General features: G+C 37.9%; 16 protein-coding genes. 7 read left to right on the top strand and 9 right to left on the bottom strand.

All coding sequences use genetic code 11. The features are described 5' to 3' along the window. The first annotated feature begins 143 nt into the window (after positions 1 to 143). Positions 144 to 998: a hypothetical protein gene (locus tag BK585_RS00635; protein ID WP_078551227.1), complete on the top strand. Its 855-nt coding sequence runs from the start codon at positions 144 to 146 to the stop codon at positions 996 to 998. Between the two features lie 103 nt (positions 999 to 1,101). Here BK585_RS00635 and BK585_RS00630 read toward each other — a convergent pair whose 3' ends face one another. Both BK585_RS00630 and BK585_RS00625 read right to left on the bottom strand, forming a co-directional pair. Continuing rightward, positions 1,102 to 2,448, bottom strand: coding sequence for a GH1 family beta-glucosidase (locus BK585_RS00630; RefSeq protein WP_078551226.1), 1,347 nt, complete (start codon positions 2,446 to 2,448; stop codon positions 1,102 to 1,104). A 116-nt stretch (positions 2,449 to 2,564) separates the two neighbouring features. Next, the gene (locus tag BK585_RS00625) at positions 2,565 to 3,257 is read right to left on the bottom strand and encodes an SDR family oxidoreductase (protein ID WP_078551225.1); all 693 of its coding nucleotides are present in this window, start codon (positions 3,255 to 3,257) and stop codon (positions 2,565 to 2,567) included. Positions 3,258 to 3,679: 422 nt separating this feature from the next. Here BK585_RS00625 and BK585_RS00620 point away from each other — a divergent pair, with 422 nt between their 5' ends. Beyond that, positions 3,680 to 3,991, top strand: coding sequence for a Dabb family protein (locus BK585_RS00620; protein ID WP_078551224.1), 312 nt, complete (start codon positions 3,680 to 3,682; stop codon positions 3,989 to 3,991). A gap of 441 nt (positions 3,992 to 4,432) precedes the next feature. Here BK585_RS00620 and BK585_RS00615 read toward each other — a convergent pair whose 3' ends face one another. Beyond that, a complete protein-coding gene (locus tag BK585_RS00615; protein ID WP_078551223.1) occupies positions 4,433 to 5,752 on the bottom strand; it encodes an ABC transporter substrate-binding protein in 1,320 nt (439 codons plus the stop codon). 21 nt (positions 5,753 to 5,773) lie between these two features. Further along, complete coding sequence (locus tag BK585_RS00610; protein WP_078551222.1) at positions 5,774 to 7,129, bottom strand: ABC transporter substrate-binding protein; 1,356 nt, start codon at positions 7,127 to 7,129, stop codon at positions 5,774 to 5,776. A gap of 569 nt (positions 7,130 to 7,698) precedes the next feature. On the opposite strand from BK585_RS00610, the gene BK585_RS00605 reads away from it, so the two are divergent. The 5 genes from BK585_RS00605 to BK585_RS00585 are packed head-to-tail and all read left to right on the top strand — an operon-like array spanning position 7,699 to position 13,418. Further along, complete coding sequence (locus BK585_RS00605) at positions 7,699 to 8,403, top strand: ABC transporter ATP-binding protein (protein WP_078551221.1); 705 nt, start codon at positions 7,699 to 7,701, stop codon at positions 8,401 to 8,403. 24 nt (positions 8,404 to 8,427) lie between these two features. Next, positions 8,428 to 9,321, top strand: coding sequence for an ATP-binding cassette domain-containing protein (locus BK585_RS00600; RefSeq protein ID WP_078556548.1), 894 nt, complete (start codon positions 8,428 to 8,430; stop codon positions 9,319 to 9,321). Positions 9,322 to 9,362: 41 nt separating this feature from the next. Further along, positions 9,363 to 10,580 (top strand): efflux RND transporter periplasmic adaptor subunit, encoded by a 1,218-nt coding sequence (locus tag BK585_RS00595; RefSeq protein WP_078551220.1) that lies wholly within the window; start codon positions 9,363 to 9,365, stop codon positions 10,578 to 10,580. Positions 10,581 to 10,590: 10 nt separating this feature from the next. Next, complete coding sequence (locus BK585_RS00590) at positions 10,591 to 11,778, top strand: FtsX-like permease family protein (protein WP_170885433.1); 1,188 nt, start codon at positions 10,591 to 10,593, stop codon at positions 11,776 to 11,778. Next, on the top strand, positions 11,733 to 13,418 hold the full coding sequence (locus BK585_RS00585) for an ABC transporter permease (RefSeq protein WP_078551218.1): 1,686 nt from the start codon (positions 11,733 to 11,735) through the stop codon (positions 13,416 to 13,418). Before BK585_RS00590 ends, BK585_RS00585 begins: the two co-directional genes overlap by 46 nt. A 111-nt stretch (positions 13,419 to 13,529) precedes the next feature. On the opposite strand, the gene glmS is transcribed toward BK585_RS00585, so the two are convergent. The 5 genes from glmS to BK585_RS00560 all read right to left on the bottom strand — a co-directional run bounded on the left by glmS (position 13,530) and on the right by BK585_RS00560 (position 19,890). After that, positions 13,530 to 15,332, bottom strand: coding sequence for a glutamine--fructose-6-phosphate transaminase (isomerizing) (gene glmS, locus BK585_RS00580; RefSeq protein ID WP_078551217.1), 1,803 nt, complete (start codon positions 15,330 to 15,332; stop codon positions 13,530 to 13,532). 397 nt (positions 15,333 to 15,729) lie between these two features. Next, on the bottom strand, positions 15,730 to 17,070 hold the full coding sequence (gene glmM, locus BK585_RS00575; RefSeq protein WP_078551216.1) for a phosphoglucosamine mutase: 1,341 nt from the start codon (positions 17,068 to 17,070) through the stop codon (positions 15,730 to 15,732). Positions 17,071 to 17,105: 35 nt separating this feature from the next. Next, complete coding sequence (locus tag BK585_RS00570; RefSeq protein ID WP_078551215.1) at positions 17,106 to 18,347, bottom strand: CdaR family protein; 1,242 nt, start codon at positions 18,345 to 18,347, stop codon at positions 17,106 to 17,108. After that, on the bottom strand, positions 18,340 to 19,164 hold the full coding sequence (cdaA, locus tag BK585_RS00565) for a diadenylate cyclase CdaA (RefSeq protein WP_078551214.1): 825 nt from the start codon (positions 19,162 to 19,164) through the stop codon (positions 18,340 to 18,342). The genes BK585_RS00570 and cdaA overlap by 8 nt, the downstream gene beginning before the upstream one ends. Positions 19,165 to 19,251: 87 nt before the next feature. Then, positions 19,252 to 19,890: an anti-sigma factor family protein gene (locus tag BK585_RS00560; RefSeq protein ID WP_078551213.1), complete on the bottom strand. Its 639-nt coding sequence runs from the start codon at positions 19,888 to 19,890 to the stop codon at positions 19,252 to 19,254. Positions 19,891 to 19,893: the final 3 nt, after the last annotated feature.

Below are 19,893 nucleotides of genomic sequence, written 5' to 3'. Positions count from 1 at the left end.
AACGATAGAACCTACATTTATCGGTAGAAAATTAATTTACTGGGAAATAATATTCATTTTCGTGAATGAAAATCCTACGGGTTCCATTTAAACTATATTTTTTATATGATTTAATAGAGCCTTTTTTGAGAGGAGGACTTACGTTGGATTTGAAAAAAGCGTATGAGGTTTTAGGGATAGCTGAAACAGCTACAAATCAAGAGCTTGAAGCTCAATACCTTTTATTAATTAGACAACACAAAGCCGAAAGTAACAAAACAAATGAAGAGCCCTTTAGTTTGGAAGAGGTGAACAGAGCCTATTCTATTGCTTGGGCCCATATTAATAAAGATGATGAATTTTTAAATCCAAAGGACACACGCCGATTTAATCATCCATTATTAAAGAAACTTGATCATTTCTTTTATTATTATAAATATCACACATTGGCTGCCGTTTTATTTATTATTGTTCTAGTGACATCTATTCAAGGCTTTTTGGACCATAAGCAAGAACAAGCCGTTTTGGATAGTCTTCCACCTGAGGACGTTAGTATGATGTTTGTTGGTGATTACTATATATCTGATATTGACAGGATCGCAGACTATATTAGTGCAAATGTACCCGACTGGGAACGTATCAGTATCGATTTAAGTTATTCACCCTTAGGTGAAGATGCTGTTGATGTCGCTGCTATTCAGAAAAGTGCGGTCATTCTTGCGACTCATCCTGTAGATGTCTATGTGTTAGATTATGAAAATTTTGATAGATTAAATAGGACTGGAGCATTTGTAGAACTTGAACCGAGTCATTTTAATGAGCCCGTTAGTGAAAATCGATTTATATCTGGACAAACTGAAGATGATGCAGTAGAAAAGGTTTATGGAATCGACATTACCGATAGTAGCATATTTAACGGTCATGATGTAAGAGCAGAAGTCATGATTGCAGCCGTCCGCCTTGACAGAGACCATTTTGAAAACTCGATTAAACTAATAGAACAATTTTTAGCAGAATAAAATGGCAAAGCCGTTTTATTTTGAATAGTCCAATATCGTTTTAGAAAAATCTGCTTTAATCACTAAAAAGGTGCCCCACTCGAGGGCACCTTTTCTACATTTATTATACTTCAAACCATTTATTTTCTAAGAATTTTTTATACCAGTAGTAACTCTCTTTTGGAGTACGCTCTAATGTACGATAGTTAACATGAACGATACCAAAGCGCATTTTATAGCCTTCAGCCCATTCAAAATTATCTAATAATGACCACGTCATATATCCTTTGATGTTAACACCCGATTCGATAGCACGGTTTAATGCTGTTAAATGTTGACGAAGGTAATTTAAACGACCATAGTCATGTACCTTGCCATCTTGTTGTGGCTCATCATTATAACAAGAACCATTTTCTGTGATGTAAATTGGGATTTGGCCATAATTATCTGAAATGTATTTCAACACATTGTAAAATCCATCAGGATAAATGTTCCAACCGATATCTGTTTTCTCGTATCCTCTGTCCACTCGCTCATGATCGAATAATCCTTCATTTTCTTTATAGCGGCCTACACTTCCTGTATAGTAGTTAATTCCAAGGAAGTCAATCGGTTGATTGATAATCTCAAGGTCTCCATCTAAGACAGGAACTTTAACCCCTTTTTTCTCAAACCAATCTATCATGAATTGCGGATAAGACCCTTTAAATACTGGATCAAAGAACCACTCAATAAAGAATGCACTCGCTCTTTTACAAGCATCGATGTCTTCTTGTTTGTTACTGTATGGCTCATTCCATTCAACGTTTGGCGCATACCCAATTTGTCCTTTAATTCCAAGCTCTCTAAACTTTTGAACGGCTTTACCATGTGCAACCAGTAAATGATGAGCTACATTGGTAGCTAGTTGTAAATCTGTATGTCCAGGTGCATGCGCTCCAATGAAGTTAGAAAGGAAAGACGAACACCAAGGCTCATTAAAAGTAATCCAGTTGTCAATTTTCCCTTCGAACTCTTTAAACATCACTTCTGAATAGTTTACAAAAGCATCGATCGTTTCTCTATTATCCCAGCCGCCTTTGTCTTGTAGCGCTTGAGGAAGGTCCCAATGATAAAGTGTACACATAGGCTCAATTCCTGCTTCAACAAGAGCATCAACAAAACGGTGATAGAAATCAAGCCCAGCTTGGTTAACTTCACCAGTTCCATTTGGAAAAATTCTTGGCCATGCCACAGAAAAACGATATGTAGTAATTCCTAAGTCTTTCATTAATGCAATGTCTTCTTCATAGCGATGATAGCTATCACACGCTATATCTCCATTGTCACCATTATATACTTTACCAGGCGTTCTAGAGAATGTATCCCAAATTGAAAGGCCACGACCATCTTCATGAGCAGCACCTTCAATTTGATAAGAAGCGGTTGCAGTACCCCACTTTAGGTCTTTCGGAAATTGAATAATTGCCATATAATATGCACTCCTTATTTTTTATATTTAACGAGATAAAACAAGATAAGGTTAGTATTACCCCGATAAAACCGTTTAATGATATGAATCGTTACATTTATGCCTATTAAATGAAACTAAATAGGCATATTTTGACCCTTAGTATCGACAAAGAAGGAGTCATTAGGAATAGTTGTTTTTCCTTCAACAATACTAAGAATATCAGATGCACTTTCCTTCGGGTCCCCTGGCGCTTGGTCTCCGCCCATTTCTGTTTTCATCCAACCAGGATGAATCGCAAACACACGAATCATGGTTTCTCCAAGGTAACTCCTCAACTGTTTCGTATACATATTAAGTGCTGTCTTTGAAGTAGCATATGAAAAATCGCCACCATATGCATTTGTAATACTTCCAGCTTCAGACGAAACGTTGATAATAACTCCCCGTGATTCTCGGGACATCATTGGGAGAAGATGCTTTATAACATTCATTGGCCCTATAACGTTAATGTCATACGTTAATTTGACTTCTTCTAGGGATAGAGTTTCTATTGTTTGCCCTCGACCTAACAATATACCAGCATTATTAATAATCGCATGCAGCGGTATTTGTTTTTGTTTTAAGGTTTCAGAAAGAGTTCTTAAATTCTCTTCACTAGTTACATCTAACGTTACTAAAGTTAATTGACCAGGGAACTGTTCCGTTAACAATTGAAGTTGGCCGGTAATGTTTCGTACACCAGCAATTACATTATGACCACCTTGAAGTGATGCCTTTGTTAACTCATATCCCAGTCCTCGACTTGCACCTGTAATAAAAATGTTCATAGTCTAATCCTCTTTTTTTCGTAGTTTATTAAACGTTTATAAAAAATTCTGTCCATTATTGAAAATTATCCTATGTACAATAGTTTTTAAAAAAAACTAACTTAATTTGCTAAACCGCTTTCGTAACAACAAATGTAGCTTCGCAAACGAAACTCTAAGTAATAGTTTACATGAATTTAACACGGATATCTAGCATTTTCATCTATTAACCGAAACAAGTTTATATTTTGACACAAAAAACAACGTCTTTCTTTAATTTTTATGGGTATATCTAAATTTTTCGTAACCATTCGTAACATTCACGAAAATTATTTACTAAATCATTATATTAGCGTTGATTCCCTTTATTGCATTACTTACCAATACCTGTAATAATATAATGGTACTCTTTGAGATACGAAAGCTTATAAGGAGGGATTTCTATGGAAAACGGTGTTATTAAACATATGGCATTTTTCACGTTAAAGCATCCTCTTGAGTCAAAAGAAACTAAGACATTTTTAAAGGATGGATTAGACATATTAAGTGCTATTCCTGTAGTTAGAAACTTTGAAGTGCTAAAGCAAGTTAGCGCCAAAACAGACTTTGACTTTGGATTTTCGATGGAATTTAATAATGAAGAAGATTATCAAACGTATAATGAGCACCCAGATCATCAAGCGTTTGTTGAAAAACGATGGAAAGTAGAAGTAAATAGCTTTCAAGAAATCGATTACATTTTGTTAGATAAGTAAGTTGAAGGGGATGATATGAGGTTGTATTACCTTGCCATCCTCTTTCTCCTTTTTTCTATCTTAAAACTCCTTAATTGTTGATAAATGTACATTTTTTAAAGACCTTCCTATTTTTCGCTGTGGATAACCTATATTTTTACGCTTTTTGGGGATAATTTTGTGGAAAGTGACTAGTGATTTGGGATAACTATAAACAATTTACTCAAACAAATTATCTAGATGTAAATTTGCTTGTGGATATTTATAGTTTTCTTTTACTTAATGAGGAGGTATTGGTATGAGACTTATTGGGAGTAACCTTGAGAAGGAGTTTGAACAACAACTTATCACATCAAGTAACGCGTTATTTAATAAAGAAGAATAAAAACCACCAGCCGGATAATGGCATAAGTCATTGCCAGGCTGATAGTCTTTAAACAGGTTTATTATTACGATTAGTAACTACTCCACCTTTGAAAGTATCTCCTCATGGTACTTTTGCAACGCTTCCGTTGCTTCATTAACAGATTGCTTACCGTCCATAAAACCTTTTAATACATTCCTAATTTCCTGTTGGTACTCATACGAAATGACAGATCTCAACTCAGGAAACACACTAGTTGCTTCATTCGTTTTTTTGATAACCTCACGTAACAGTTCATTGTTCATAGCTGGTTCGACACGTAAGGCAGGTATAAATCCATAATTAAGGTTATAATCTAACAGAAATTCTTCCGACCATAACGTTTCAATAAATTGATAAATCATTTGTTCTTCTATTTCCGTTACATCTGCACGAAAGACGAAACCATATAGGAAGTTTCCAGGAATAGAGGACGGATCACCTTGTGCCCCTGGTACAGGTGGTAAGGCCATGACCCCAATGTTGCCGTCCATATGAGCAAACTCGTCACTAGACTGTATGTTGGCTAAGAAATCACCCGTATAAATAAACAAAATATCTTCTGTTAAAAATGCCTCTATGAGCTCCATTGGATCTCCATCGAGCTCTGTACCTAATAGGGAAACATCTATCTTTGTCATGCTTTCCATGACCTCAAATGCAAAAACAAATTCAGCATCTGTCCACTTCGCTTGCCCATTCATAAGGTTATCCATCTTCTCTTTGCCTGCTGTCCGTTGCAAAACCCCTTCGAACAAACTGAGGATTTCACTTCCATACTCATCAAAGACAATAGGCGTATAGCCTGCGCGACTCGCTTCCTCCATCCTATCTATGAATTCATCCCATGTTTGCGGCACTCCTCCTAATTCTTCAAGGAGTTCTTCATTATAGAATAAATGGTTTGTGCTTCCACTAAAGGGTAGACCATATATACGGTCGTCTATTGTAAAGCTATCCAACGAATAAAACTGATCCATCAGTCCACTTTCTTCTAGAAAGTCTGTCAGATCCAATAAATGATCTCTTTCTTCACTAACAAAAGAACTGGAGGAACTGGAGTAAATTTCAATGATATGTGGCAATTCCCTCCGAGACAATTCATTTTTAAGAAGTGCCTCATACTCAATCGTTCCCTGAGGGTTCAGTGTCATAGTAACACCTGTTCTCTCCTCAACTTTTTTTATCATTTCCGTTAACCGATTACTATCCTGCTCAGAATAAAAATGACGAACCCTTAATTCCTCGTTTTCTTCATTTGACAGAGGATCCGACACTTCTAAATTTGGTTCTTCTTCATAATCCTCAATACTCTTGCAGGCCCCTAAAAACAAAACAGTTATCAAAACGATGACAACAGACAGTTTCCATCTTCTCATTATGTTCCCCCTCCACCTACACTACTCAATAAGGTTGGCTTCCTTTAGTACCCGCTCATGATAGCTTTGCATAGCTTCCAATGTTTCTTCGGTGGACCGATTCTCAAATATAAAGCGGTTAAGTATTTTACTTGTTTCCGATTCGTATAAGAACGGATCATAACTATTTTTACCTGCATAGGAAATGAACTCTTTTATTCCAGGAAAAACACGTTCTGCTTCATTGGTTGTATTGATGATTTCCTGAAACAATTCATTGTCCGTAGTGGTTTCCACACGTATTGCAGGTAAATGACCATATTGTGCATACTGATCAAACATCATTTCTTCAGACCATAATGCTTCAATAAATTGATATATCATTCTTTCCTCTTCTTCTGTAACATTCCCACGAAACACATAACCAAAAGGAAAGCTACCATGGACAGATGACTGTTCAACTAGCCCCCCAGCTACAGTAGGCAATGATATCATTCCGATATTACCTTGCATATGAGCATATTCATCCATAGATAGTACTCCTAGCAACCAATCATTTGAGTACGCAAATACAGTATCCTCAGATAAAAATGCCTGAATAAGTTCCAATGGATTTCCATTCACTTGAGATATATTTAACGGTTTAAGCGCTTCCAGCAACTCAAATGTGGCAACAAATTCAGCATCTGTCCACTTTGCATCACCACTCATTAGGTCAAGCAACTTCTCATTAGATACGGTTTGCTGCAGAACCCCTTCTAACAAACTGAAGGCTGAAAACCCAACATCATCTAATAAAAGAGGATTATATCCAGCGCGACTCGCTGCCTCCATTGTTTCTATTAAATCTTCCCACGATTCTGGTACCCCACCCAGTTTCTCTATGAGTTCCTTGTTATAAAACAATTGTACCGTGCTCCCTCTTTCTGGTAAGCCATATACTCGGTCGTCTATTGTAAAATCAGCTAATGTATGAAACTGTTCCATCAAACCACTATCTTTTAAAAAGTCTGTCAAATCCAACAAGTGTTCGTAATCCTCGTAAAAAAAAGTTCCATGTTGCGTCGTATACATTTCAATAATATGTGGTAATTCATTACGATTTGCTTCGTTGCTAAGAATAGCTTCATACCCATCTCTTGTGCCTTCATCCAACGTCACCTTTACACCTGTCTTTTCTTCAATAATATCAAACATCTCTCTTCGTGCTTGGTTACCACCAGAATCTTCTGGTGAGTACAGATGACGCAGGATTAGCTCTAACTCCTGGTCCTCATTTACTACTGGATTAGATACTTCTACGGTTTCATCATCTTCATACTCGTCAATATTTTTACATGCGCCTAAGACCAAAACCGTTAACAAAACCATAACAATAGACACTTTCCACTTTTTCATAAAACCGCCCCCTATATCACTATGAAACTCACACAAAAATCAGTAAAACCTACTCAATTAGTTTAACTTCTGCACTATATCTTCATGAAGCACGGTTCGTATTAATTCTGGACATCGTAATTTTTTGTTACATAACGAAAGAAGGTAACCAAGCATAGCCTAGATATAAAACTAAATTTCCCCACTTTTTCATCTGCGCTCCCCCTTAAGAGTTATAAATTTTTTCCTCATAGTTATCTCTTATACGCATACCAGAGCTAAAAAGTTTTAGTAGTTTATTAAAAACACTTAAAACTTTTTCAATTTAATAAACGTGTGTTTAGTAACTACTAGTTCGTCACGTCTAATTTTGGACTAGAACCAATTTCAAATTACTATTTTTGTATTAAGTACTTACTTTTTTAATAAATACCTTTTTAAGGAAATAACAATATCATACATGTTTTATATCGTCAATAAATTTACAGAATTTTTAAATAATTAGTTTTCGATATAGATCAGTTATAATTAGTTTTTATAGTGGACTAAAATATCATTTTTACCATTATTAGGTTTTAGGAAGAGAGGTGATGGAATTGTCAGGATCAATTCTTCAAACAAACGATATCATCCGAACATTTGGTAGCGGAAAGAAAGCTGTTCATGCCCTACGCGGTATAAACATGAATATTCAAAAGAACTCGCTTATTATTTTAAAAGGAAGGTCTGGTTCAGGAAAAACAACATTGATGAATGTATTAGGAGGACTGGACCAACCAACAGAAGGAACCGTTACTTTTTTAGAACAAGACTTATCTCAACTTAGCCAACGAGAAATAGATGAGTTTCGTAAAAAACATGTCAGTTTTATCTTTCAAGCTTTTGCTTTATTGCCGATGTTGTCAGCATATGAAAATGTAGAATATGGGCTGCGAGTTTCTGAAATTCCATCAGAAGAATGGGAGAAACGAGTGAAGGAAGCGTTGGATTCGGTAGGTCTTACAAAACGAGCGAAACACAGACCTTCTGAATTATCAGGAGGGGAACAACAACGTGTAGCCATAGCTAGAGCGATAGCAAAGCGTCCTTCTTTAATTTTTGCGGATGAACCGACAGCAGAACTTGACTCGAAGCGAACTTTTCAAATCATGCGTTTATTTCGCTCATTAGTGGATAAGCAAAACATGACGATAATTTTAACAACACATGACCCAAGTGTGTTACATATGGCTGATCATATATTTGAATTAGAAGATGGTATGTTACTAGATTCTGAGGTAGCTCTTCATGTTTAATTGTCAGGGGGATTTTCCATGAGTATGATCGTTTGCGATAACGTTGTGAAAATTTATAAAGCACATGAACTTGAAGTGTTTGCTTTACAGGGATTAGATTTAACCATAGAAAAAGGTGAACTGATGGCCATTATTGGTAGCAGTGGTAGTGGAAAATCCACTTTACTGAACTTATTAGGAGGATTAGAGCGTCCTTCAGCAGGCTCACTTTTGGTCGATGGAAAAAATCTTTTGCGAATGACGGAAAAAGAGTTAAAGCTGTATAAACGATTAACCGTTGGATTTGTATGGCAAAACCAAGGGCGGAACTTAATTCCTTATCTCACCGCTCAACAAAATGTAGAACTACCAATGCTTATTAAGGGACGAGCACAATCTCAAAAGGCTAAGGACCTACTAAAGATGGTTGGTCTTGGACACCGACTCCATAACCGCTTAGACCAGCTATCTGGTGGTGAACAACAAAGGGTAGCGATCGCTATTGCTTTAGCGAATGACCCTCCTTTATTGCTTGCGGACGAACCGACCGGAAGTGTCGATTCAAAGACAGGAGATCAACTTCTAAACGTCTTTCGTGAAATTAACGAAACGCTAAACACGACAATTGTCATCGTCACACATGACACTCAACTCATGAAAAAGGTAGATCGAGTCGTTTCTATCCGAGATGGAAAGACATCTAGTGAAATGTTCCGGATGCAGCCACACGAATTAGAAGAACAGATGAGAGAAGGAATGTTTACAGAAGAAACTCATATGGAATACACCGTTGTCGATCGTGCGGGTCGGTTACAAATACCAGAGCAATTACTACAGACACTAGGCCTACAAGAAGACGCACAAAACAGGGTACAAATTGAAGAAGAAGACGGACGAATCATCATAAAACCACAGCATTCAGTGAAAAAAGATGCGTAACTATTTTAGAAATTCAACTGTCCAAGAAAGGTGGAACCTCGTTGAAACAGATAACATTAGGTCATGTTAATTTTAAACCCTTCTCCGTAGCTATGAGTCTAGTTTTTTTACTTAGCGGATGTTCATTACTACCAAAGGAACAAGAAGCGCTTGCTCCCCCGTTACTTGAACCCGCTGCAACCCAGTATGAAACAGAAACAGTAACACGTATAGATTTGATAGATGCATATGAAGCAAGAGCAGAATTCCAGTCTACTAACTCCGCTGATGTGTATTACAGGGAACTGGGTCAACGTGTCAAGGAAGTCCATGTTAAACCTAACCAAGCTGTTAAAAAAGGAGATTTGTTAATTGAATTGGAACAAGATGACCTTCCTTTTCAAGTACAACAACAACAAATCAACTTGAACGAAGCCAAACTAGATGTAGAAAGTGCATTAGAGCGAAAAAAAGAACAGGAAAAACTTCAATCAGACATTCAAGCTTTGAAAAACGAAATGACTAAAGTAGACAATGAAATAAAAGAACAAAAAGATAAAATACGTGCTACTGATAATGAAGAAAAGTTGATAGAAAGACAAACTAAGCTAGATAGTACGGAACAAAAGAAACTTCAAATCGAACAAGAATTAGCTATGAAGGAACTACAACAACAAAGCATGTCTGATATAAACCGCGATATCCAGAGAGCGGAGTTAAATGTAGAACGCCAACAAAACCAATTAAATAATTACAGAACAAAACTAGAGGCTTCTCTAATCACTGCCCCGATATCGGGAATCATCACCTCATTAGCAAAACTACAAGCAGGCGAAATGATAGAACCTTTTCAAACGTTAGTAACCATTTCTGACCCTAACTCCTTACGTCTAGTATCAAAACCAAGTGGAAATAGAGTGAACGAGTTGAGTGTCGGTATGGAAGTTATCGTAACAATAGATGGAAAAGAGTTAAACGGAGAAATATTTGATTTACCTGATGAAAATGCTCCTGATAAAGATATAAGCATTGAAGTAAAAGATATTCCAAGTTCAATAGATTTAGGAGAACGGGCAAACATTAAAATTATATTTGAGATACGTGAAGATGTGATTACTATTCCAGCGAGTGCAATTAGAAACTATGAAGACCAACAGGTTGTTCGTATATTAGATGGTGACAACTTAACAGAGGTTGGGGTCCAAACCGGATTGAAAGTAGATGATAGAGTCGAAGTCATCAGTGGATTGGAAGAAGGCGACCAACTCATCTTGCGTTAGGAGGAGTACCTTGAACATATTAACAATGATAGCCAGAAAAATCATAAAAAACTACTGGTTAGTCCTCAGTTTGTTTATTGGGATATTGGTCACCATCACATTAGTCGCCTCCATCCCTATCTATACAACTGGCTCTTTACAAAATCTTGTCCTCAGTGATTCCCAACGTTACCAGGAAAACCATGGAACCTACCCTGGAATCATTACACACGAATTAAATTGGAGAGAATTACAACCGCAACTTGATCGAGTAGAGATATTAGAGCAAATTGTTGAAGCTAATGAAAACGTTTTGCGACGTCAGATAGACATGCCTAGAGTAAACTCAGGAATCATGTTGACCTCCAGTGGTCTCCAAGGAGAGCGCGCTTCATCCGATTCAACCCTGAGAAATGTCTTCTTGCGTTCCCTCTCAGGCTTTGAAGATCATATTACTCTTGTTCAAGGAAGAGAACCAGAGCATAGTGGCACCCCAGATGTCTTTGAAGTGTATGTTCATGACCGTGCCTTAGTTGATATGGATATTTTTCTAGGTGAGGAAATACGGTTAAAACATCGAAGCATGAATGAAGACATTATAGTTCGTCCAGTAGGAACTTTTCAAGCTAAAGAACAAACAGAATTATTTTGGCCAGAACCACCTGAAACGTTAGAAGGCATGTTTATTCTTGCAGACGATGTATTCCAAGAACATTTACTTCCGCTAGATCATTTTGTAGAGAAAGTATTAATTTATAGCACATATGATTATACTCGTTTAGACATAAGTGATGCATATAAACTACTGCCGATTCAACGTATGCTTCGAACGGAATCCATACGTGCTACTGAAAGCACCGATGTGTCAATCAGTAGTCCTATGATTAAAATCGTTCATTACTTTCTCCACCAAGAAGGCCAGTTTCGGATGATGACCATTTCGTTTTTCATCCCGATACTAACCATGTTGCTCATATACTTATTTATGATTTCGAATTTAATCGTTGAAAGACAACAAGCCGAAATCGCTGTATTACGCAGTCGTGGGGCTGGCAAACGTCAAATTTCATTTATTTATTTGGTAGAAACACTCCTTCTGTGTGGATTAGCCCTACTCATTGGACCATTTCTCGGCTTATTGATGAGTAAAATGGTTGGCTCAACTCTGGTTTTATGGAATTTGTCCAACGCCAAGCTTTACCTGCCAAACTCACATTAGATACATATTTATATGCTAGCTTTGCCGCCTTAGCTTGTTTTATCAGTGTAATGATTCCAGTTATTTTGGCAACAAAGAAAAACATTGTTTCTCAGAAACGAAAACATTCGAGTGGACAAGCTCAAGCTACTTGGCATAAATATTTTATCGATGTCATCTTACTGGCTATTGCTGGCTATGGTTGGTATACCTTGCGTCAAAGTTGGCGTCTTGTTGACTATTCACATGAGAGTATCGCTATTGATCCACTATTGTTACTCGTTCCGGGTCTGTTTATTATCGGCTTAACTCTTTTATGTTTCCGCATCTATCCATGGATCATTGCTTTCATCACCTGGATAGGACGAAAAAAATGGCCTGTTCATATGTATACAGCCTTAATTCAAATCGGACGTACGTCCAAACAATATCAGTTTTTTATGCTCTTTCTAGTGATGACCATATCGATTGGATTATTCAGTGCCAATACAGCTCAAACCGTCAACCAAAACCTAGAGGAACAAGTGAGCTATGAAGCTGGTGCTGATATTGTACTTCAACAATATTGGGAACGAGACATCCCTGTTGAATTGACAAAAGCAGGAGAGTTTATTAAGGAAGAAGACCGAAGAGACAATGTGAGAATCCTATACTATGAACCAAATAGTGCACACATAAAAGACTGGCCCGGTATTAAACAAATATCAAGAGTGTTTACGAAAAACCGAGTAAATGTCACCAATACAGCTGAACCTAATAAGAATAAAAAAACTCTGCTCATGGGAATAGACACCAACACATTTGGGGAAACCGCCTACTTTAGGTCTTCTCTTTTGTCACCTAACCGTCATTGGTTTGAATACTTAAACTTAATGGCAAGCGAGACAAGTTCAGTCATGATATCAAGAGAACTAGCCAAAGACCTTGATGTTCGTCCTGGAGGTTACATCTCATTGAATTGGGATATGGCACAACATGCACATTTTGTGGTTTATGATATTATTGATTACTGGCCGTCCTGGAATCCCGATACGAATCCATACTTTGTCGTTGGAAACCTTTCCTATATCCAAAATTCAATGGCAATCGAACCTTATCGATTGTGGATTAGTCTAGAAGAAGATGCCGACCGCGGAGAACTATTGTCAAAATTTGAAGAAGAACGACTCCGACTTACTAGCTTCAATGATGTGTTAGATGGTTTAAACAGCTTAAGCAAAGACGCCTATTTAACGGGCTTAAATGGCTCATTAACGCTTGGCTTCCTTATTGCATTGGTGATTACATTCATAGGATTTTTGTTATACTGGATTTTATCACTAAGGTCCCGAACCTTGCAGTATGGTGTTTTCAGGTCTATGGGAATGTCTGCTCGGCAGCTATTCATTATGTTATTTTGGGAACAGGTATTAACCACAGGTATGGCTGTTCTATTAGGAGTAGTTATTGGGAAAATAACGAGCATTCTGTTCATTCCATTCCTGCAAAACTCACTAGGTACCGAGGGACAATTATTGCCTTTCCGTATTGTTTTCGAACGCAGTGACGAAATACTCATCTACTCGTTCGCAGGCTTATTGCTCATTAGTGGGTTAGCGATTTTGAGCTGGATGATTTCAAAAATACGTATCCATCAAGCTATAAAAATTGGTGAGGAGTAGGGAATTTCCCTACTCCTTTTTTAACTTATTCAGCTTTATGATTGACCAAGTCAAGTAAAAAAAGTCGAGAGGAATCCTCTCGACTTTCAATCTCCAAGCTCATAAAAAACTTTATTCAACTGTTACGCTTTTTGCTAAATTTCTTGGCTTATCAACGTCACAATCACGGTGTAACGCTGCATAATAAGATATCAACTGAAGTGGGATAACAGTAGCTAAGGCAGATAAGTGTTTGTGAACTGGTGGGATAACAAATTGGTCATCTTCTTGTGCACAATCACCCATACTAATGATGCACGTCGCTGCACCGCGAGCAGCCACTTCTTTTACATTACCACGGATGCTCAAGTTCACGTGGTCTTGAGTTGCTAACGCAATTACTGGTGTACCGTCTTCAATGAGAGCGATCGTTCCATGCTTCAGTTCTCCACCAGCAAAGCCTTCAGCTTGAATATATGAAATTTCTTTAAGTTTTAAGGCACCTTCTAAACAAACATAGTAGTCTGCTGCACGACCGATAAAGAAGCAATTTCGTGTAATTGATAAATAGTCTCGTGCAATTTTTTCAAATGTTTCTTTCTTATCACAAAGGGTTTCCATCGCATTCGCTACAATACTTAACTCCTGAATTGGATCGAAATCCACTGTTATACCTTTCGCATTTGCTAAATCACAAGCTAAAATAGCTAGTACTGCCATTTGCGCTGTATAGGCCTTTGTGGAAGCCACCGCAATTTCAGGACCTGCATGAGTGTGAAGTGTAAAATCAGCTTCACGCGATAACGTGGAACCAGGGACGTTTGTAATCGTTAATGCCGGATAACCTTTTTCTTTAATATCAACGAGAACACCACGGCTATCTGCGGTTTCCCCGCTTTGTGAAATAAATATAAAGAGTGGTTTTTCGGAAAGAAGAGGCATATTGTATAGAAACTCACTTGCAATATGAACTTCTACAGGTTTCCCAGAAATCGTTTCAATCAATTGTTTTCCCATTAAGCCTGCATGGTAACTCGTTCCTGCTGCAATGATATATAAGCGGTCAGCTTCTTTTAACGTAGCTCGAATATCTTCATCTAATATAATTTGACCATTGTCATCTTGATATTTAGAAATGATATTACGGATAACAAACGGCTGCTCATCAATTTCTTTTAACATAAAATGAGGATACGTACCTTTTTCAATATCACTAGCATCAAGTTCTGCAACGAAATGGTCTCGTTCAACCGTTTGGCCGTCTATTGATTTAATCGTAACTGCATCACGGGTAACAATAACAACTTCCTTATCCATTAGCTCGACAAATTGGTTTGTGACTTGTAGCATTGCCATTGCATCACTTGCAATTACATTTACCCCATCACCAATTCCAACTAATAGAGGGCTTTTGTTTTTGCCTACATAAATCTTTTCAGGCTCTTGCTCATCAAGTAACGCGGTTGCATATGATCCTTTTAATAGAGAAAGAACTTTGCGGAATGCTGCTTCTACTGATTGGTCTTCTTTCATAAACTGTTCAACAAGTTGAACAATAACCTCTGTATCCGTATCACTTGTGAAAGTAACATCCTCTAAATACTCGCGTTTCAGCTGTTCATAGTTTTCAATTACACCGTTATGAACGATCGTAAATCGCGATGACGTACTTTGGTGCGGATGTGCATTTCTCTTACTCGGTGGTCCATGTGTCGCCCAACGAGTATGCCCAATTCCAGCAGTAGCTTCCGTTGATTCATCAACGACATTGCGTAAGCTTGCAATTCGTCCTTTTTCTTTATAAATATGAACGCCTTCCTTGTTAACTACGGCAATACCGGCAGAATCATAACCACGATATTCAAGCTTTTCTAAGCCTTTTAATAAAATTTCCTTTGCATCTTCATTTCCAATATATCCTACAATACCACACATATAGTGTTACCCTCCCAAGTTAGGGGGCAAGAGACCAAGGGGCACACTTGCCCCACTCTTTTATCATTTATATCATCTTTGTCTTTGCTTTTGTGCCATGAGTCGCCTCATTGGTTTTTACAAAGACTTACGGTTGAGATGTTACAACAACCGAGGGGCATCCGCCGAAAAAATCGATAAACCCCTTCCTCGTCAACTACGCTTTATTTCCGTCCGTAAGCATAGTTCAGGCGCTTCTTATATCTTATTATTATATTTACCTATCCACCTTTCTTTTATTAGTTCCTTCATCATACACTATAAATTGTAAAATGGTCAATGCGAAAACACAACGCCACTTACACTATAAAAATATGCATAAACATCACTTGACGTGATGCTTATGCATTCTTTTTTCTTATAAACCCATTTCCTCTTTGACAACATCTGCAATTTCTGTGACATACTGCTCACATAATTCTTCGGTTTCTGCTTCTACCATTACTCGTACAAGCGGCTCAGTACCTGATGGTCTCACAAGAACTCGGCCATTTCCGGACATTTCTTGTTCAACCTTTTGAATGACTTCACTTACCTTTTCATTCGCTTCTACCGCATACTTATCAGTGACTTTAATATTAACTAACGTTTGAGGGAATTTTTCCATTTCTCCGGCAAGTTCGGACAAAGGCTTTCCTGTTGCTTTCACAATATTAACTAACTGCAAAGCTGAGAGCATGCCATCTCCTGTTGTAATATGATCTAAAAAAATGATATGTCCGGATTGCTCACCACCAAGGGCTAAGCCCCCTTTTCTCATTTCTTCCATAACATAACGATCACCTACAGCAGTCTTTTTCACATCAATCCCTAATGCTTCCATTCCTTTAAAGAACCCTAGGTTACTCATCACAGTTGTAACCATCGTGTTGTTTTTCAACCACCCTTGGTCACGCATATATTTTGCACAGATATACATAATTTGGTCGCCATCGACGATCTGACCTTTTTCATCAATTGCAATGAGACGGTCAGCGTCACCATCAAAAGCCAAACCAACATCGGCGCCTTTTTCGAGTAAAAACTTAGATAGAGCTTCCGGATGGGTAGAGCCTACTCCGTTATTAATATTTACTCCATTTGGACAATTTCCCATCGTAGAGATATCAGCTTCTAAATCAGCAAACAAATGCGGTGCCAATGAAGATGCCGCCCCGTGAGCACAATCAAGGGCAATGTGTAGTCCTGAAAAATCTTCTTGAACCGTTTGCTTTAAGAATTGAAGATATTTATGACCACCCTCAAAGTAATCACTCACTTGCCCTAAATTAGCACCAACTGGTCTTGGTAATGTATCTTCTTGGTCAAGTAACTTTTCAATTTCTTGTTCTTGCGTATCTAGTAGCTTAAAGCCATCTGGTCCAAAAAACTTAATCCCATTATCCTCAACTGGATTGTGTGATGCGGATATCATAACTCCGGCTTGAGCACTTAATGCTTTTGTTAAGAAGGCAACTCCAGGTGTTGAGATTATTCCTAACCTCATAACCTCAGCTCCAATAGATAGAAGACCAGCAACCAAGGCACCTTCTAACATTTCACCTGAAATACGCGTATCTCGACCAATGAGAACCTTTGGTTTTTCTGTATTCCTTGTTAGAATATACCCTCCTGCTCTTCCTATTTTAAAAGCCATTTCTGGAGTTAGTTCTGTATTCGCAATTCCTCTAACCCCATCCGTACCAAAATATTTACCCATCCTTTATCTCTCCTTAAATGATTCATTCTTCCACTTTATGACTCGATTTCAGAAACGCTCACTTTTACAGTTGTTTGACTTGGAGTAAACACCAGGTTTTGCGGCCCTACAACTTGTATAGGGACTTCATGCTCCCCAGGTGCTAACTGACTTACATCAATATATATCTGTATATCTTCTGGTCTAATTTTTTCTAAGAGTGATTGTGCTCCTCTTATCGTCAACGATACTTCTTCAAATTCAGGTTCTACAAATGCCACTATCGTTGTAGCTGGAGTCCCGGTAATCTCTATCGGCATACTTTCCATCGTAATCGACTCTTCCTCAGTTAACTCGATGGTCACCTCAATAAAACCAGGTTCAACCGACTCAACTCCATCTGGAACAGGTACAGCTAACTCAACAGTTTGACTTTCAGTTAAGTCGTCTAGGTTAAGTGTAATTCCTTCTAAAACCGAAATTTCGTTAAGAACATCTTGTGGTCCATAAATCGTCACTTCTTTTGGTGTAGAAACGATAGAACTGATACTTACACCTTGTGGTAACTGTCCCTCTCTTGAAATTTTGTATGGAACACTTTTAAATGGGCTTGTTATCGGAACTCTCACATCGACAACAGCTGGGTCAACATCCAAATGCAACTCATTTCCAGCATGGTCATAAATCTTTACAGGAGCGCCTTTTTCAATCGTTTCATCTGCTCCAGCCACATCGACGTATACTTTAGCAATTGCTACTTGGTCGATTAAATCCTCAGCTGCAGTAATCTCCACATTTACAGGGTTTACTATTGCCGTTCCTATTGAATAGCCTTCTGCAATTTCCCCTTCATTAACAATATCCACTTCTACCGGAATAGAAACCGTCTTTTTTTCCTGTAAAATAACTCTAGCTGTTTGAGGCTGAATACTGACCGATAAGTCCCCCGGAAAATTCCGATATTGAATCGGCACATGGTGAACCCCGGCTTCTTTGCCACTTAAGTCAACATATACTTCATAAGATGGTCTAGCGAGTTGGAACATCATAATTGAGCTTTGTTGTCCTCTCAAATTTACCTGAACAGATTCTGTCATTTCCATGATTGCAAAACGTTCTTCATCAAAGATAGCGTCTAACTTCACATCTTCAATTTGGAATGTCCCTTCACTTATTGGTGGGAGTACCGCACCTGGTTGGTTATGTAAATTATCCAAATTAACCATTAAAAATAGCATCAGTGCAATGAAAAAAGCAAAGATCTTTAAAAACCAACGATTTTCAAACAGTTTATTCATTCTTCTTCCCTCCCCACTGCCAGCGGGACGTGGTTACATGCTTCATTTCATCTATTAATTCTTTTTCTAACAATTGTCGTAATTGTTCTTCATTTAAATCTCGATGGAGTTCCCCACTCTTTGTGAGTGATATGGCACCTGTTTCCTCAGAAACGACCAAAGTAATACTATCGGAGACTTCACTTATTCCTAATGCTGCTCGGTGTCTTGTCCCCAATTCTTTGGAGATGAATGGATTTTCAGAAAGAGGCAAATAACAAGCAGCGGCTAGGATTTTATTACCCTTAATAATGACTGCACCATCATGAAGAGGGGTATTTGGAATAAAGATGTTAATTAACAATTCTGATGTTAAGGTAGAATTCATACCTATCCCTGTTTCAACATAGTCATTCATACCCGTTTCGCGCTCTATCGAAATTAACGCACCTATTCTTCGTTTAGCCATATAGGTCGCCGATTTCACAATGGCATCAATTGAGCGAGATGCTTCTTCCTCTTCAACAACATTCGTTCTTCCGAAAAAACGCCCTCTCCCGATTTGTTCCAATCCTCTTCTTAACTCGGGCTGAAATATAATAATAATCCCAAGCAGTCCGAATGTTACAACTTGTTGCATAAGGAACTGTAGTGTTCGCAAGCCAAAAAACGAACTCAAGAACCAAACAGCTAAAATTACTGATATCCCTTTGACTAGCTGTACAGCTCTTGTTCCCTTTATAATCATAATCAATTTATAAATAACAAACGTAACTACTAATATATCTATAATTTGCACTAAATATCTTAGTAGCTGAAAGTCTTCACCAGGAAACATACCCTTCCTCCAAACTAACACACATACTGTGATTTTCTCTTTTAGTATATCCTTCTCATTATAACATAATTTATAACAGCAATCGTGTTACGACTCTTCTGTTGGTTCATCGATGAAGCTAACGACATCAACGAAGAAATTCTTAATATGATACCATACCCAATCTAACATTTGATTGACCTCTTCAATTTCTCCTGTGACGGAACCAGCCGATGCTAAGTACTGTTCGCTATTAATGAGCAGTACATTTCCTCTCACTTCTCCGTCGACTTGTAGCGTCCCATTTCTAACTGTTAAATCTCCCTCAACCACTTCACCCTCTGGCACAACAACAGCAGCTCGCTCCTTATCAATCTGTAAGTTTGCTGCACCTGTAACCATCAATTCATCAGTGTTACTATTCCAGAATGAAAACACACTAGATGACATTAATAGAAAGAAAACAGCTGCTGAAACCGCAAATGGATGTCTTTTAATCCATTGTTTCCAGGCTACCTTCGCTTTGCGTTTAGGTAGTTGACTCATTACATTTTCCGTAAAATTCACTGGCGCAGCAATATGAGAAGAGCTCTGAATAAAAGCAATTGCTTTCTTTAATTCAAGGTAATGCGACTTACAAGAAGGACATTGCTCGAGATGTTTATGAAGCTCGTCTTTCTCCTGTTCGCTTGCTTCACCGTCTATATATTTATTAATTAGTTCGTTATAAGTAGCTTTACAGCTCATCTT

The organism is Bacillus alkalicellulosilyticus, from assembly GCF_002019795.1.
In the GTDB taxonomy this organism is placed as follows: domain Bacteria; phylum Bacillota; class Bacilli; order Bacillales; family Bacillaceae_F; genus Bacillus_AO; species Bacillus_AO alkalicellulosilyticum.
The sequence above is the reverse complement of the archived record's forward strand: the minus strand, read 5'-3'. Positions and strand labels throughout refer to the sequence as shown.